Below are 16,429 nucleotides of genomic sequence, written 5' to 3'. Positions count from 1 at the left end.
TCTCATCTGACGGTACCAACCCGGACGTCGAGAAGAAATTCCGGCGAGATTTGGTACAGGGGGGGAAGGTGATTGGTAAGATTGCCAATGGTATCCATAGCCGATACCTGATCGGTTGGCGCGGTGGACCAAGGGTTCCAGTCTTTCGCAAGATTATAGATGGGCCGTTTGGTAATCGGACCATCGACGATTGCTAACGCGATACCATTCCAATATTTATGAAACTCTTCATATGAATATTTGTTGATTCCAAGTACGGAATCGCCGACCAGCACCTGATCGTTGGTCTGGCCTTTGACCACGACAAAATGTTTGAAGCCATCTATGTCGAGCAGTACAATGACCGGACGCTTGACCTGGATAAGTTGCCCCGGTTTCAGTTTGAAGCCCTCGGCGCGATAGCCAATGGATTTCAAATAGTTACGCATGTCGAGCATCGAGAAGCCGACCTTTTTGATCTCTTCCTTATTACCCAGGTCCCACATCGCCTTGAACGGTGTCCGCTCACTTGTGGGGCGATCATAATGATAGGTGAGCAAGGTTGCGATCGCTGCAGAACCGCAGCTAAAATCATAGCGTTGACGAATGACCGAACGGAACGGGATATCCCACCAGGTCATCACGCCAACATAATAATCTCCGCCGATAGATTCTCTGGCCAGCCGGACTTCCGCTTGCGCTGCGGAACTGAATAGCAGGCTGGCACTGGACAGAGTCAGTAGTCCGCCCTTCAAGAGGGATTTGAAGCCGCTCTTGAAGGGTGGAAAGGCGGGGCATAGGCCATTTTTTATGGGGGGAGTGAGGGACATGGCCTATACCTTACCTAATCGGTAATGTTGATCGTCACCGCCAGGCCAGCCTGCAGTGCAGACTGTGCGCCGGTGTTGATCACGACATTACCAAGACCGTTGAAACTCGACAAAGAATTGTCCGACAGGTTGACATCGCCAGCGGTAAAATCGCCATTGATCTTGTTGCCGGTATTTTCCGAGTTAAAGGTTTGTTGGTTGATCGCTACTTGTGTGCCGCCACGCAACTCATCGAGCTCGTCGAGCGACATTAGCGGAGATTCAGATTGCTGCGCAGTCGTCGCGGGTGCCTGGGGCGCGGCAGTCTGGTCGGTGACCTGCGCACTCACGTGGGATGCAGTCATCATCAGGGGGGCTGTCATAAGAAGCCAAGAAAGCTTTTTCATCGTCTGTACTCCCGGTTGGGGATGCGGATGTTTGGGGGATGGAGGGGCCGGTTCCATCGGCTGAAACCGGCCCGCCCTTCATCGCTTGGGCGATTAATCGCCGCCACCGCCGCCGGCAGCCGCTTCACCAGCGCCATCACCGAAGTTGATGGAGCCTTGTGCTGCAATGTTGGTTGCAGCCTGGTTGTTGTTGTTGACGCCGGTATTCCATGATTGGTTCAGGATACCCGCAAAAGCTGCGAAGGCATTGCCACGAACATAGTTGTCGCCGCTGTTATAACCCACTGGTGCTGGCGTACCATCTTCACCATCAAGATCGATGAGTTCATCCATCTGAGAGTTGGTGTTGTATGCCGTCAGTGTTTGCGTCGCAATAACAAGGTCGTTGTTGTTGTTGTTATTGCTGTTAATGTCATCCAGCGTGTTCGTGGTGCTGTTGTCTGCTGCCAGATATACATCGAGCAAATCGTTAACAACGACCGCACCATTGTCGGTGTCGGTGACATCGTTATTTTGATTTAGCTGAGCCATGGCGGGGGCGCCAACGGCCAAAGCAGCTGCAGCAGCTGATGCCGCCAATAGTTTAGTCATTTTCATCGGTATTCTCCTTAGGGTCTAAGGCTTCTCATCTTTCCCTGAACAAACAAGGAAGGGGGTAAAGAGGCCCTGTTATGTGCCGCTTCATGCGACATCCCTTTGTTATGCCGATTCGCCTTTTCGCTTGTTGCGATTTGGCAATTGGCAGGAGAATTTTGATTTTTTGACAGAAATCAGGCCGTTTTTGTCAAATATAACGCGCTAGATCGCTTTGAGTTTTCATTGACTGACACCCAAAAACAGCGGGCAACGCACGATGAATATATGAATTCTCGCCGCGCCGCCCGCATGTGAAGATTACAATTCCTACTTTGGCGTTGCCAATATCGCTCGATTTAGAATCCGATCCGCAAGGACAAGCGGACGCCAACGGAAACCTCATCCTTTAACTGTTCTTCCGCGCTGACCTCGCCAGCGAAAAGAAGATTGCCCGTGCCGCTGACCAGCCGTAATCCGCCGAGCCAACCATCGGTCCGGGTATCAGGGGATAGTGTGAAGGCATCACCATCTTCAAACCGCGCGATTGTATCGCCAATTTCGCCGCCGATTATCTGGCGATAACCGCCCTCAGCTTCAACGCGAAACCACACGCCGTCACGTTCGGTATCACCAAAGTTCAACGCGGCGGCCAATGTAGTGTTCAGCGCCAGCTCATCGCTTTCACGCTCTTCAACAATCAGATTAAATGCATCACCGCCTTCGGTTTCTTCATAACCGTCTTCGGACAGATTATAATAGTCGACCGATACGGAAGGACGCAGGGAAACCCGCCCGATGTCCAATTCATAGGCCAAGCCGCCGGCCAGGCTGTACAAATCACCAGACCAATCCGCGACGGCAAAACGCGGCGCTGGCTGATCATCGCCTTCGACTTTTGTTTCGAACCGGCGCTGCGATTCAAAGTCCACCTTGGCATAGGAACCTCTTGCAAAAGCGCGCAAGCCGCCCCAGCGAGCCCGCCAATAGGCGGCAAACTCATATTGGTCGCTATCGACCTCGTTCGCGGCGTCATCATCGCTGTCATTGCTGTTGAGATAACCGAGAGAAATACCGAAATTGCCGATACTACCTGTCTCAATCTCAATACCAGCAGTCGTGCCGAGACCGGTAATATCATAGCTATCAGTCTGACCACGGTCTTTGGACAGATCCCAGACAGTCTGCTGTAACCAGAATCCCCAGCCGCCCTGGTCGCTATAAGGCGCAACCGGATCGGTCAGGAAGCGGGCGGTCGAGCGCGAACCCTGGCTGACCGTCGCAAAAACGCCGCCAGCATGGTCGGGCAGCATCTGCTGGATGGTCTCGTCAAATATCTCTGCCGTCGTGGCATTCAAAAAGCCAGAGGCCACGGCTTCGTCATTGTCGAGCACCTTGAATATCTCGTCGTAAGCACTGGCTTGTGACCGTGTAAGGTTCAACTCCGCTGCGGTCTTGCGTTTGATATCAACCCAGACCGCACCTTCGTCATCGTCACCTGATACGCTGCTCTTAAACATATAGGAAGAGACGACGCCGTCAGACTCCAGATTCTCGCTACCGGTCAGCGTGCCAGCATCGACAATCTGATAACGCCCTTCCGACTCGCTTACGCTGTCCAGATCGATCTCCAACTTTGTACCTTCGTCAAAATTAGCGATGCCCGCGACGCGGAATTGGGTGAAACTTCCGGACCGGCCGTCAATGGTCACGCCAAGCGTACCTTCATCTGTAACATTGAGCGATGTCACATCGACCCCAGCAGTATTGGTTACCACCAAGGTGCCGCCATTGACATTGATCGCGGCGTCTGCCGTTCCTGCAAACGATCCGCGAAACGAAGCGCCGTCTGACACAGTCAAACGATCAGCGCCGCCGCCGAAATCCAATCGCCCGACAACCGAGCCATCAGCAATATCGAAAATATCATTGCCAGCCCCAAAACGGACTTCACCAGCAATGGATGGAGCAGCAGCATCCTCTCTTGCAAACTGCCGCACAGTCGCACCACCATCATTTTCAGACAGATCGATAGCAATAGCTTTGCCGACACCGCTTTTTTCACTGATAGCTTCGATGGTCCCGCTATTTTCGATCAGATTCACGGCGCCAGATCGATCAATAATCGCGCCCGCTGACCCATCCCCCGCTGCTTCGGCACTGATCGTTCGGCTATTGGAAACCGAATCAAGCGAAGCGTTTTCTTCTATCATAATGGCATAGACAGAAGAATTGTCACCATCACCACCACTGGCGCTGATCTCACCATTGTTGGTGATCTTCGGCACGGTTGTAAGATCACCAATACGGATAGCAGTAGCATCGTCATCAGCAGATTGCGCGCGAACGGTCCCATTGATCAGGATGCCACCAGCAATTTCCGTGACCCCGCCGAGTCCGCCGACCACCAAAGCGTTACCAGCGACACCATCATAGACACCGCTGCCCCGCATCGTTCCATTAATTACAATCCCGTTACCGTCTGCTGCGTCACCGGCTACCGCACCGATGGTTACCGTATCACTGGTCGACCCGATCTGCACAGCTGGCGCTTCTCCAAGGGATGTAACGGCTGCATTGCCTTCCTCGTCATCATCAATACCGTCTCCGTCTTCATCATCCTCATCCGGGTCATTATTGGGTGGACGGACATCGAATAATATGCCGCCAGCAATATCGTCTGAAATGGAGAGCGCCGGACCACCTTGCAGCAAATCATCCGCGTCCAGATTGGAAACATCATTAGGCCGTGCTGTGCTGCGATAACCGGTGGTATTAATTTGCCCCTGTATCAACAGAGCGCCACCAACTGGCCCGGTGATTGTTACACCAACAGCATCTTCGCCGCGCGCCGTAACCGAACCGCGTATCGTCACATTGCCTGATACAGCGCCAGCACGAATTCCGACACTGTCATTACCAGTCACAGTTATGGTCCCGCTTTGGTTGAGCGAGCCGGTCAGCGGACCTTCCAGTGATATAGCAGCGCTGTTATTGCCTTCTATTGTAATTGTTCCGCTATTGACCACTGAACCGTTGAGCGCACCCAATGTCCGGATACCAAAACGGTCGCGACCTTGTGCGAAGGGTCCGTCAAGATCTCCGTCGTCATCCGTATCCTCTGGCGTGAAATCTTCATCCATCACTATCGAACCGCTATTGGTGATGGTGGCCGAGCGCCCGGCCTCTGCCACGATACCGCTTGCACCATTGGATCCGGTAATTTGAACCGTTCCCTGATTGGTCACATCATGATCGCTGTTTACGGTCACGGCCGTTCCACTGGTTGGCCGGATGGAACCCTGGTTCGTTATCCGAATGTCATCATTATCCGTGCCTGTTGCAATCGGTGTTGTACGGGCGGTGCTGATCTCTGTATCAGCATGAACCGGACCAGCGGCTATCAACATAATCGGAGTGAGACTGGTACAGGCGAGAAATTTGCGCATCGGGGTTCCTTGTTGAAAATCTAACTTGGGATATTCGACAAGACGTCACCAATCGGGACGAACCGTAAGGCGGAAAAATGCATGAGGCATGATTTCCGATTAGCGATTTGTAATCGTTGCTTTTTAAAGCTGGCGGCTGGACCCGTTTAGAATTTGGCGTCGAAACCAATTCTTATGGTGCGCGGACGTAGCGGCGTGATCTGGTCGCCGAATGGCAACGTAAAGGGCGATCCCAAGGCAAAGCGATTACCGGTCGCATTAAAAACATTGGATGCTTCGAGCCAGATAGACCGCCGGCCGAAATCAAGGCTGGCCGACAGACCCGTATCGATGAAATCGCCTTGTTTCACATCCAATATAGGACCGATACCTAGACGCGATTCCCCGATATAACGTCCCCAAGCAGATAGCGAGAGATCCAAATCGTCGGATAGGGCGCTGGTATATCCAATTGCCATTCGGCCTGAAAAATCTGACACATTGGGGAGATTGTTGCTCTGAACGAATACCGCCCCTTCCGGCAGCTCATCGGCAAATTCAGCTTCGGGTTCACCGACGACAACGGTTTCCGCCGGCTCGGTCAAACGGCTATTGGACCAAATGGCACTTGCCTCAATCGACAAGCCGGGCAGCGGCCGCCAGTTCATTGTACCATCGATGGTCCATATCCGGCCGCGCCCGATATTCAACGTGCCGGGCAAGCCATCATTACCAATCAAGTCCGCCTGAATGTCGTCCCATTTGGTATGCGCCACAGAGATACCGGCATCGAAACCGGTCTCGCCGCCACTGCTGAAAACCAACCCAGCCTCGATCGCGGCAACCTTGTCATTGCGGAACCGTTCCACCTGATCGTCACGCACAGCAATACCGGCGGCGCGAAAACCTTCCTGATAGCGCACATGACCGGTCAGGCCTTTTGCAACCTGATACTGCACTCCAAAGGACGGCAGAAAATCAGTCTGGTTTCGCTTCGAGCCGGTGTCCAACGCAACCAGCGCAAAGGTCGGCAAATCCATTGCTTTTCCATCCAGCCACACGTGACTGATCCGGCCACCGACATTCACCATCAATCTGTTTGACAGTGGCCAGGTAATTTCACCAAAAGCCGTCGCTTCGTTCGTCTCATTTTCTATCCCGGCAATGCCATTGTTAAAGAATTCACTCTCCACGGATCGCCTGATCCGATAGCGGTTATTGACCAGACTGGTCCCCAAGAACCAGCTACCGCCATTATCCAGGGATCGGGACAACCGCGTCTCCGATGTGAAAAGCCGGATATTTCCGCGCTGACGAAACAAACCAGGCTGTTCAGGGAAAAACGGTTCAAACGCCGGTAGCGTTAGATCAAATGTCTCAGATACTTTCTGATCCACAACATTTATTGCCGTGATCAGCTCCATTTCATCCCATTGTTTACGAACAACCAGCTGACCAAGCGCAAATCGATTACGATAGGGTTGCGCAAACGGTGTTGCGCGATCGAGCTTGTCACCTTCCCGGTCTGCATATTGGCCATCGCGTCCGTCAATTTCCTGTCCGGCTGCCATGACGTCCACCGTCCACCCCGCACCGGGATCCGCGCGAAACATGAACCGCCCACCTATGGTATCCATCCGGTTGACATCTTTCAGGCCGCGCCGCCGATCATCAATATAACCGCCTTGGCGGCCGCCATAGATTGACGTGCGAATGCCCATGGAGCCATCGATCAATGGAATATTGAAAGTGGCATTGGCATCTGCTGATGGATCGCCATGTTGCGTGGCGGCAAATGCAAGCGATGCTTTTCCGCTCACCTCATTAAGCTGCACCGCATTGGGTACCATTTTAATAACTCCGCCCAGCGTACCAGCCCCGAAACGAGTACCTTGCGGCCCTTGATAAACTTCGATGCGGTTCAGGTCGATTAGCCGCAAATCCGGATCCGGCGCGTTATAGTTGAGCCGTGCTTCACCGAGATATTGACCAGAAACGGCTTGATTGGGCCCATTGAAACTGGAATCGGCGATACCGCGGATAAACAGACGATTGCGCCCCGGACCCAATTGCGTCGAACTAAGACTGGGTAGCGTTTCCAACAGGGCGTCCGTGCCCCGAACTTCTGCAGATGGCCCTATATCATCCAATGATAACGACAGGCGGCTGCCTGCGGCATCGGTTTGAATATTATTGTGTACAAGCTGCCCCGTTACCACAATTTCGGGATGGATAACTGGCGGCGATGGCAATGGCTTTGCCGCTGCATAGGCACGTCTTTTCTCTTTTCGTTTGGCGCGCTTATTGCGTTTGGGTATTGCTACAATTCGCCAGTGGCGGGCGTCGACTCGCTGAGGCCTAGTGCCGCTTCCGGCCAGCAAACGAGTCAGCGCTTGATGGGAAGTCATCCGGCCTTTGATGCCCGGAACGCGCCGTGCACCCATGCGCGGATCAGCAAGACCAATGCTTATTCCTGCTTGTTCCCCAAGCACAAAAATCGCAGAGTCGAGACGACCTGCGGCAATATTCACTTCAACCTGACTGTCGGCATGAGCAGGTGCAGCAATGGCAACACCCAATACAGCGGCCGCTATACTGTTATGGTACCGCATCATCCCCGATCAAAATCCAACCCTTTCCTTGTTTTTTTGCTTGAACACCGAGCACTGCCGCAATCGGTTCCATATTTTGCGCATCGCCATCGCTGATCTGGATCACACCGCTAAACGGACGTGCTGCAATACGCTCTGACACTGTAATATCGGCCCCGAGGTTTCGGCCCAGCGCCTCGGCAACTTCGTTCATCGTTTCGCCGGCAAAGCTGAGACGACCGGTTCGCCATGCACCGACTTGTTGAACAGCAACAGTCGAAACAGTCGCTCGGCTTTCTGGGGTCGGGCGATACAAACGCTTTCCCGCCGCCAGACTGACATTCTCACGGTCCGGGTTAAAGATGACCAAACCCTCTGAAACAGCAACATCAAGAGTTTGAGCGTTGCTAATGACATTAAACTCTGTGCCAGCATCGACGAGGCGAATATCGGCCGTATCAACAATGAAAGGTCTGTCATCATCATGGACCACCGTAAATAGCGCCTCCCCATGTTCTAATCGCGCATAGCGTGGCTTTTTGTGATCCAATGCAATTTTTGTATCACCATTTAGCGAGATTTTACTGCCATCGGGAAGGGCCACAATTTCGCGCTGACCCGGGGCTGTTATGATGTCATAAGGTTGCGGCATCTGCGTCCACATTCCGGCGCTCACCGCAACAACCAATGATGCCGCAATCGCTCCAAACAATACGCGCCGACGATTCGGCTCTATGCCAGGTGCCACAAACTCGTCATTGGCTGGCTGGGGAGGAACCGTTGCACTTTCGTTATTTGATACAGCATCTTCTATGAGATCAACATATTGGTCTTCCGCGCTGAGCAGTTGCTCATAGGCCTTGTTGTGCAGCGGGTCTGCTTCCAGCCACAGGGTAAAGTCCTCCCAATCAGCAAAATCAGCGGAGCGCGTGCGGATTGCCCAGGCAACAGCCTGATCCCGGATAATGTCGTATTTATCAGCCATAATTTATGTCCCGAAATATAGACGTCGCCACCATCTGGATCCCGCATCCAACTCGCATCACAGTCATACCTCCTCCCCGTCTTTCCATGCAGCCAATGCGCGATAAGCTTTCTGCAAATCCTTCTCGACCGCACTCAAGCTGATCCCCAATTCCTCGGCTATCTGGCGTTGACCGATACCATCGATACGAAAGCGGCGAAAAATGCCGAATACGCGTGGACCTTCCTTCCCAATGCGTTCCTCGACAGCCGCTAGCTGTTGGTTAGCGATTAGTGCACGGTCGGGAAGCGGCAGATCAGAAGCATCCCCGGTTCCTCGATTAATATCGCTCCAGTCATTGTCCCGCTGCCGTGCGCGCTCATCCTTGCGATAGCGGTCATGCATGGCATTATTGGCGGCGCGATACAGGTAAGGCACTGGGTTGGTGACATTACTGTCATCCGTGTCGGACAGCTTAAGCCATAGGTCCTGCAAGATATCCTCGGCATTGTCGCCCGCTCCACGCGCGCGCAAAAAACGCAAAAGTGCATCGCGCTGCGCAAGGAAAACAGTCTGAAGTTTCTGATACTTCATAGGTCGAAGAATCTCTGTGCTCAGGGGACGGCGGGCCTTAATGAACGGAGAGACATCATTCTGCAAGCCCTGATACGTGCGAATAGTTTTTCTAGCATAGCCTATTTTACAACTGAATCATCGTATTATTTTACACATGGATACAATGACTTTTCTCGCTTTTGAAAAAAGTTTGAAAAAATTTTGCGGGTTTCGGGATGTGACAACGTCTCAATTATCGGACCCATCCCGAACCCTGCGGGTCCTATTTTCCGAATCTTTCCCCGAAGATCGGAAGCCGGGGGAAGATGGAGATTGATCTTCCCCCGGACCTTATTCGGGCACATTTTTCAGGAGCAATCACATTGAAGCGTTTGGGACTTTTTTTGCTGTCAATCTTGCTCACCGGCTGTGCGTCATCAACGGTCGGGCGAGAATATGCTAACCAGCGCGAAATGATCTTCGTTCCGCCCATCGATATTTACGAGACGACAAATTGCATTTCTCTCAATCAGGTCCGCTCAACCAAAGTTATTGATCGTATCGGAATCGCTTATGAGATGCCTAATCAGAAGGTCTGGTTAAATCGACCGAAATGGGGTGCTGCAACCCTCGATGATGACCTAGTGATGGTTACACAAAATGGTAGCAACAGGCTCTGTTCAGGCGACATTGTTCGCTTTCTCGATAGTTCGCCTGTCGGATATCGTGGTGCCATAGCTTTGGGACCATTTATTAGCTATTCTAGCGATCAATAACCGCCTATCCTGGCGAGCCTATGATCTCGCTTCGCAACAATGAAATTAGCCTCATCGTCAATCCATTGCGTGGTGGCGGAATCCTGAAATTTGATTGGCGAGGCGAGGCGATATTCTGGCCGGCTCGAGATGATGATTGCGACCCGCTTGGACTAGCAAATTTTGTTCTGGTGCCTTTTTCCAATCGGATCGCAAACGGGCAATTTTCATTCGATGGCACATCTGTCAATATACCGCCCAATCATCCGCCTGCATCGTCCATCCATGCCATCCATGGCCATGGATGGACCGAGGCTTGGGAAGTTATTGCACAATCGAACGATATGTTGCACCTGCGCTACCAGCATATTGCCGACAGCTGGCCCTGGGATTATGTCGCTGAACAGCAAATCGCGCTGACCGCAGACGGCTATATCCATGGTGTGTCCCTTACCAATGCAAGCCAGAGCAACATGCCGGCAGGTCTGGGTCTGCACCCTTATTTTCCGCGCGCCGGTGCCAGATTACACACCGTTTTTGGCGGCGTATGGGATGTAACAGAGGATGGTCTTCCGACCGATTGGTTTGTTTGCACCGGTTCCTATGACCTCTCGGCAGATCATCCGGTCGACACGGTTTTTACGGGCCGTAAAAGTGCCTTGGAATTTGAGTGGCCAAGCCACAGGCTCACTATGACGCCGAATGCAGACCTACCCGAAACGCATATCTATGCGCCCGAGGGAGAAGATTATTTCTGCGTCGAGCCGGTAAGCCACATGACGGACGCGATCAATCGCGGTGGTTTGAAGATACTCGCACCTGGCGAAAGCTGGTCAACGCAAGTCGCATTTTCGGTAACACCGAAAGTCAGCGTGCCGAAATAGCCGCAGCGGCGAGCGCCAGCTGTTTGACATGATTAAAATCCCGTGTCCACTTGGGTACAATCCAGCTACCGCCAACACAGAGTACCGCATCAAGAGCCAGCCAATCGCCTGCGGTTTTGGCATTGATTCCGCCAGTTGGACAGAACAGGCAATCCTTAAACGGGCCAGCGATTGCTTTTAAAGCCGCCGTACCGCCAGATGCTTCGGCAGGGAAAAATTTAAAATGCTTCAACCCCATGTCCATACCGCGCATGATATCGCTGGCGTTCGAAATACCAGGAAGAAGCGGCGCATCACGCTTAAATGCGGACTCGACCAGGGCTTCGGTCAGGCCGGGTGATACGATAAATTCAGAACCAGCATCTATTGCAGAACTCAGATGAGCATCGTTTAACACCGTACCGGCGCCGACAATAGCGCCTTCAACCTTTTTCATCTCGGCAATGGCCTCGAGCGCGCAATCTGTGCGCAAGGTGACTTCCAATATGGGAAGCCCGCCAGCCACCAAGGCCTCGGCAATGGGACGTGCCGTCGAAACATCTTCGATAACCAGCACGGGTATCACCGGGGCGGAACGCATGATTTTCTCAATCGGTTTCAAAGCTCATGCTCCTGTAAAAAAGCCGATGCAGCGCCAAAAAGACCTGGCTGAGGGTGGCTTAATAGTTTGACCGGAATATTTTGCATAACCGCTTCAAACCGCCCTTTGGCTACAAACCGTTCGCAAAACCCCGATTGTGGAAGAATGTCAGCGATCCGTGCACCCAGACCACCACCGATCACCACCGCCTTCGCCCCTTGCGCCAAAGCGAGGTCACCAGCAATCGCACCTAGGCTCAGGCAGAATCTGTCAAGCGCAGCAGCGGCAAGACTGTCCTTTCCTTCCAGTGCCATTTCCCAAAGCTCACGGTCATCAACCAATGCCGCTGCCTTGCCTTCAAGGCTGGATAGAACTTCATGAATAGCAACCAGACCGGGACCGGAAACAATTCGCTCCACAGAAACCCGGCGATATTTTTGCCGCAACTTCTGTAAAATCGTATCTTCTATGCTGTCCAGCGGCGCGAAATCAGTATGGCCGCCTTCGGTTTCGATAACGTGATAACGATCTTTCGTCCGCAGCAACTGTACGGCGCCCAGGCCGGTACCGGGACCAAAAATCGATATCGGTCCGGTCGCAGGCAACGGCTCGTTGGGGCCGCAGCAATGGACAAGATTATTACCGTTGAGATGCGCCACCGCATGCGCGACGGCACCGAAGTCGTTTATCAAGGTAAAACGATCCAGCCCCAGCTTTGATGGAATGGCGTGCGGCCGCACGATCCACGGATTATTGGTAAAGCGCAAAAGTTCTCCGCCGACAGGACCCGCAACCGCAATCGCACCATCTTTAGGCAGCGCGCGACCGATCTGGTCCGCATAGGCTTCCCAGGCGGTTTGCAGGCTGGCATGTTCAGCGCTTTTCATCACTACCTGATCGGTCAGCGCCTCGACATGATGACCATCCACCTGAGCAATCGCAAATCGCGCATGGGTGCCGCCAATATCGGCTGTCACAATTTCCTGAGTCAAATCTACAATCCCGCCTGGTTGAGCATGGCTGACGCCCCTGCTTCTGCATTGTCAGATAGATTGCGCATCAGCGCGAATAGTTCCCGGCCCGTGCCAGCGCTCTCAACCGGTGTTTCGGCAAGCGACCGTGCTTGCCATTCTGCTTCGTCAACCAAGGCAGTCAACTCGCCGGTTTTGGCGCAGATACGAACGATATCGCCATCCTGCAATTTTGCCAAAGGTCCGCCGTCTTTCGCCTCTGGCCAGCAGTGGATCGCCGCGGGAACCTTGCCGCTGGCCCCCGACATACGTCCATCGGTGAGCAATGCGACCTTGTGACCGCGATCTTGTAAGACACCCATGGGCGGGGTGAGCTTATGGAGTTCCGGCATGCCATTGGCGCGCGGCCCCTGAAAGCGGACGACGATGATGACATCGCGGTCCAGTTCGCCAGCATCAAAGGCGGTTTTGATATCATTTTGATCCGCAAAGACGCGGACCGGCGCTTCGACAGTCAATCGGCTGGGATCAACGGCGCTGGTTTTTATCGCCGCGCGGCCCAAATTGCCGGTCAACAATCGCATCCCGCCATCGGGCGAAAACGGATCGGACACCGGACGGAGGATCTCGTCATTGCGGCTTTCCGATGGCGCAGCGCTCCAGCCCGCCTTGTCGCCATCCAGCACCGCTTCTTTTGCGTAAGCATCCATATCATTTCCCGCGACGGTCAAGATATCACGATGCAACAGGCCCGCATCCAGCAGTTCGCGGATCACGAACGCCATCCCGCCCGCCGCGTGGAAATGATTCACATCGGCAGAGCCATTTGGATAGATGCGGGTTACCAGCGGAACCACCGCCGACAGCGCATCAAAATCTTCCCAGTCGATGATTATCCCGGCCGCCCTTGCAATGGCTGGCAAATGGATCAGGTGATTGGTCGAACCGCCCGTGGCCAAAAGCCCCACCGCCGCGTTTACAATCGCCTTTTCATCGATACAGCGCCCCAGCGGACGATAGTCATTGCCCGCTTTTCCAATGGCGGAAAGCTGGTGCACCGCCGCGCGGGTCAGTTCCTGCCGCAACTTGGTACCCGGATTGACAAAGGCTGCGCCGGGAACATGCAGCCCCATCATTTCCATCATCATCTGATTGGAATTGGCGGTGCCATAGAAGGTGCAGGTGCCCGCGCCGTGATAGCTCGCCGCTTCCGCTTCCAGAAGCTCGTCCTTGGTCGCCTTGCCCTCGGCATAGAGCTGACGCACGCGCTGCTTTTCCTTGTTGGCAAGGCCTGATGGCATGGGTCCAGCGGGAACCAATATCGTCGGCAGATGACCAAAGCGCAGGGCACCGATCAGCAGACCCGGCACGATCTTATCGCAAATGCCGAGCAGCAACGTGCCTTCAAACATGCCGTGGCTGAGACCGATGGCGGTACCCATCGCGATGTTATCGCGGCTGAACAGGCTTAGCTCCATGCCCAATTGGCCCTGCGTAACGCCATCGCACATCGCCGGAACGCCGCCTGCGACCTGAGCCGTAGCGCCTGCTTCGCGCGCGAAAATCTTGATCTGTTCGGGATAGCGACCATAGGGCTGATGCGCCGATAACATATCATTATAGGCGGTGACGATACCGATATTCATCGCCGCGCCGGAACGAATGGCAGGCTTGTCGTCGCCGCTGGCTGCGAAACCGTGGGCGAGATTGCCGCAGGACAGGTTGGGCCGATGAACGCCCTTGTCACCTTCACGATCGACCAAATCAAGATAAGCCGCGCGCGATGTTTTGCTGCGCTCGATAATGCGGCTCGTTACCGCGTCCAGAGTGGGGTGCAGGCTTATGACTCGCTCCAAAAAATTGTTATCGGGCAGGAAGCCGCCTTGATCAGCTTTGCAATCGGCAAATCATGCTCTTCCTTGATTGCTTGTTCCAATATAGTTTTCTTATCGGCTCCGCGCACGACAATAATTATGGCATTGGTGTCGATGAGCGCAGCCATGTTGAGGCTGAGCCTCTCGAAAGGCGCCTCTGGCGGCAGCGGGTCAGGCACGGTTCGAACAACCAGAGGACTGGCTTCATCACCCTGCACCGGTGCTTTCATGGTCGGAAACAGCGAAGCAATATGCCCGTCCGCCCCCATGCCGACCCAGACAAGATCAGCGCGCGGCGGGGTCATGCCCTCCGTCAGATCGATCAGTTTGGCGTCACTGTCCGCAAAGGCTTTGGTAAGCTTGCCGAAATTGCTGGCCTCATGATCTTTCGCGACGATCCGGTCGTCGGTCAGGATCAAGGAAAGCTCACTCCACGGCAGATCCATAGTCGATAGTTTATCGAATATCGCCACGGGTGTGCTGCCTCCGGGAACAGCCAACAGACGAGCGCCTTGACGCTCAATTGCCGCCGCAAGATGCGCAGCGACCGCCACGGCATCGGCATGGTCCGCCCAAGTGATATTTGCAGATATAGCGGCGTCACTCATGCCAGCTCACTCCATCCCGCTCGGTCAAGGCAATCGCGGCAGAGGGTCCCCAGCTGCCGGCGCCATAGCTTTTCGGTGCGACCGCATGGTCGCTCCAGATCTTCCGGATGGCATCGACCCAGGACCATTGCGCCTCAACCTCGTCGCGGCGGACGAACAGAGTCTGATCACCCTCAATCAGGTCGAGCAACAATCGCTCATAAGCAATGCGGCGACGGGCGCTGGCAAAGGCCTGTGTCAGAGACAGGTCGAGCGGCACCTCGCGTAGGACAATGCCATCGCGGTCGAGACCCGGCTCTTTCGCCATGACTTGCAGGCGAACATATTCTTCCGGCTGCAACCGAATGACGAGGCGGTTGGCAATCGGTTTACCCGAGCGGTCACCAAAAATGCTGTGTGGTACGTCCTTAAACTGGATGACGACTTCACTCCGTCGTTCGGCCAGACGTTTCCCGGTACGCAGGTAAAAAGGCACGCCCTGCCAGCGCCAATTGTCGACATGGGCTTTCAGCGCCACGAAAGTTTCCGTGTTCGATTGGTCGCCCAAATCGGTCAGATATCCCTCGACCGCTGCGCCATTTACCGCACCGGCTTCATATTGGCCGGTGACGACTTCCGCCGGGTCGAGCGCGCGCAGTGAGCGCAGCACTTTGACTTTTTCATCGCGAATGGCGGTTGCGTCATAATTGGCTGGCGGCTCCATCGCGGTAATCGCCAATAGCTGCAACATGTGGTTCTGCACCATATCGCGCAAAGCGCCGGTATCATCGTAAAAGCCGTGCCGTCCTTCTAGACCGACGACTTCCGAAACGGTGATCTGGACATGATCAATACCGCCCGCATTCCACAGCGGTTCAAACATCATATTGGCGAAACGCAGCGCCAATATATTCTGCACGGTTTCCTTGCCGAGATAGTGGTCGATCCGGAAAATCCGGTCTTCGGGAAACGCAGCGGCCACCGCATCATTAATCTCGGTCGAGGACGCAAAATCATTGCCCAGCGGTTTTTCCAGCCCGATGCGGACATTGTCGCCGGCCAATCCAGCCGATTGCAGCCCTTTGATAGTCGGCTCGAACAGGAATGGCGCGGTAGACAGAAAGATCGACATGCCAGAGGAAATGTCGCCAAGCTTTTCGGCCAGATCCGCAAAGCCTTCGGTCTTGGACGCATCAAGTGGCTGATAGAACAGCCGCTCTAGAAACTGAGCGATATCAGCGGCATTTTTGCGTTCTTCGGGGAGAAACTCGTGCAGCGCCTCACCGATCATATCACGATATTCTGCGTCGTTCAGGCCGCTGCGTGCGGTGCCAAATATCCGTAAATCCTTGGCAATCAGGCCGTCCGCGTGCAACGCATAGAGCGACGGCAACAGCATACGCCGCGCCAAGTCACCAGTGGCCCCGAAAAGAAGCAATGTGTTGGATGGATGGGAATTCAACAAATTTCTA

General features: G+C 54.1%; 14 protein-coding genes. 2 read left to right on the top strand and 12 right to left on the bottom strand.

Features of this window, described 5'->3' with window-relative positions:
- Window positions 1–2: 2 nt before the first annotated feature.
- The 7 genes from BS29_RS02755 to BS29_RS02725 all read right to left on the bottom strand — a co-directional run bounded on the left by BS29_RS02755 (window position 3) and on the right by BS29_RS02725 (window position 9,345).
- The gene (locus BS29_RS02755) at window positions 3–809 is read right to left on the bottom strand and encodes a C39 family peptidase (RefSeq protein ID WP_229955701.1); all 807 of its coding nucleotides are present in this window, start codon (window positions 807–809) and stop codon (window positions 3–5) included.
- Window positions 810–823: 14 nt separating this feature from the next.
- Window positions 824–1,195 (bottom strand): hypothetical protein, encoded by a 372-nt coding sequence (locus BS29_RS02750; protein WP_229955700.1) that lies wholly within the window; start codon window positions 1,193–1,195, stop codon window positions 824–826.
- Window positions 1,196–1,288: 93 nt separating this feature from the next.
- Window positions 1,289–1,792 (bottom strand): hypothetical protein, encoded by a 504-nt coding sequence (locus tag BS29_RS02745; RefSeq protein WP_229955699.1) that lies wholly within the window; start codon window positions 1,790–1,792, stop codon window positions 1,289–1,291.
- 335 nt (window positions 1,793–2,127) lie between these two features.
- Window positions 2,128–5,217, bottom strand: coding sequence for an autotransporter outer membrane beta-barrel domain-containing protein (locus tag BS29_RS02740; RefSeq protein ID WP_229955698.1), 3,090 nt, complete (start codon window positions 5,215–5,217; stop codon window positions 2,128–2,130).
- Between the two features lie 146 nt (window positions 5,218–5,363).
- On the bottom strand, window positions 5,364–7,811 hold the full coding sequence (locus tag BS29_RS02735; RefSeq protein ID WP_229955697.1) for a TonB-dependent receptor domain-containing protein: 2,448 nt from the start codon (window positions 7,809–7,811) through the stop codon (window positions 5,364–5,366).
- A complete protein-coding gene (locus BS29_RS02730) occupies window positions 7,795–8,772 on the bottom strand; it encodes a FecR family protein (RefSeq protein WP_229955696.1) in 978 nt (325 codons plus the stop codon). Before BS29_RS02730 ends, BS29_RS02735 begins: the two co-directional genes overlap by 17 nt.
- 63 nt (window positions 8,773–8,835) lie before the next feature.
- A complete protein-coding gene (locus BS29_RS02725; protein WP_229955695.1) occupies window positions 8,836–9,345 on the bottom strand; it encodes an RNA polymerase sigma factor in 510 nt (169 codons plus the stop codon).
- Between the two features lie 344 nt (window positions 9,346–9,689).
- On the opposite strand from BS29_RS02725, the gene BS29_RS02720 reads away from it, so the two are divergent.
- Together BS29_RS02720 and BS29_RS02715 are read left to right on the top strand one after the other, a co-directional pair.
- Window positions 9,690–10,082: a hypothetical protein gene (locus tag BS29_RS02720; RefSeq protein WP_229955694.1), complete on the top strand. Its 393-nt coding sequence runs from the start codon at window positions 9,690–9,692 to the stop codon at window positions 10,080–10,082.
- 20 nt (window positions 10,083–10,102) lie between these two features.
- On the top strand, window positions 10,103–10,945 hold the full coding sequence (locus BS29_RS02715) for an aldose 1-epimerase (protein ID WP_229955693.1): 843 nt from the start codon (window positions 10,103–10,105) through the stop codon (window positions 10,943–10,945).
- Here BS29_RS02715 and eda read toward each other — a convergent pair.
- The 5 genes from eda to zwf are packed head-to-tail and all read right to left on the bottom strand — an operon-like array spanning window position 10,929 to window position 16,356.
- Entirely contained in the window at window positions 10,929–11,525 is a 597-nt protein-coding gene (gene eda / locus BS29_RS02710) for a bifunctional 4-hydroxy-2-oxoglutarate aldolase/2-dehydro-3-deoxy-phosphogluconate aldolase (protein ID WP_229955692.1), read from the bottom strand. The two genes, BS29_RS02715 and eda, sit on opposite strands and share 17 nt — an antisense overlap.
- Before the next feature lie 17 nt (window positions 11,526–11,542).
- Complete coding sequence (gene glk / locus BS29_RS02705) at window positions 11,543–12,517, bottom strand: glucokinase (RefSeq protein WP_229955691.1); 975 nt, start codon at window positions 12,515–12,517, stop codon at window positions 11,543–11,545.
- A 2-nt stretch (window positions 12,518–12,519) separates the two neighbouring features.
- Window positions 12,520–14,340, bottom strand: a complete 1,821-nt coding sequence (gene edd, locus BS29_RS02700; RefSeq protein ID WP_229956923.1) for a phosphogluconate dehydratase — start codon at window positions 14,338–14,340, stop codon at window positions 12,520–12,522.
- Entirely contained in the window at window positions 14,337–14,978 is a 642-nt protein-coding gene (locus tag BS29_RS02695) for a 6-phosphogluconolactonase (protein ID WP_229955690.1), read from the bottom strand. Before BS29_RS02695 ends, edd begins: the two co-directional genes overlap by 4 nt.
- Entirely contained in the window at window positions 14,971–16,356 is a 1,386-nt protein-coding gene (gene zwf / locus BS29_RS02690) for a glucose-6-phosphate dehydrogenase (RefSeq protein WP_229956922.1), read from the bottom strand. Before zwf ends, BS29_RS02695 begins: the two co-directional genes overlap by 8 nt.
- Window positions 16,357–16,429 lie beyond the last annotated feature (73 nt).

Source organism: Parasphingorhabdus litoris DSM 22379, assembly GCF_020906275.1.
Lineage (GTDB): Bacteria > Pseudomonadota > Alphaproteobacteria > Sphingomonadales > Sphingomonadaceae > Parasphingorhabdus > Parasphingorhabdus litoris.
Note: the sequence above shows the minus strand (reverse complement) of the source record. Positions and strands in the feature narration are given on the sequence as shown.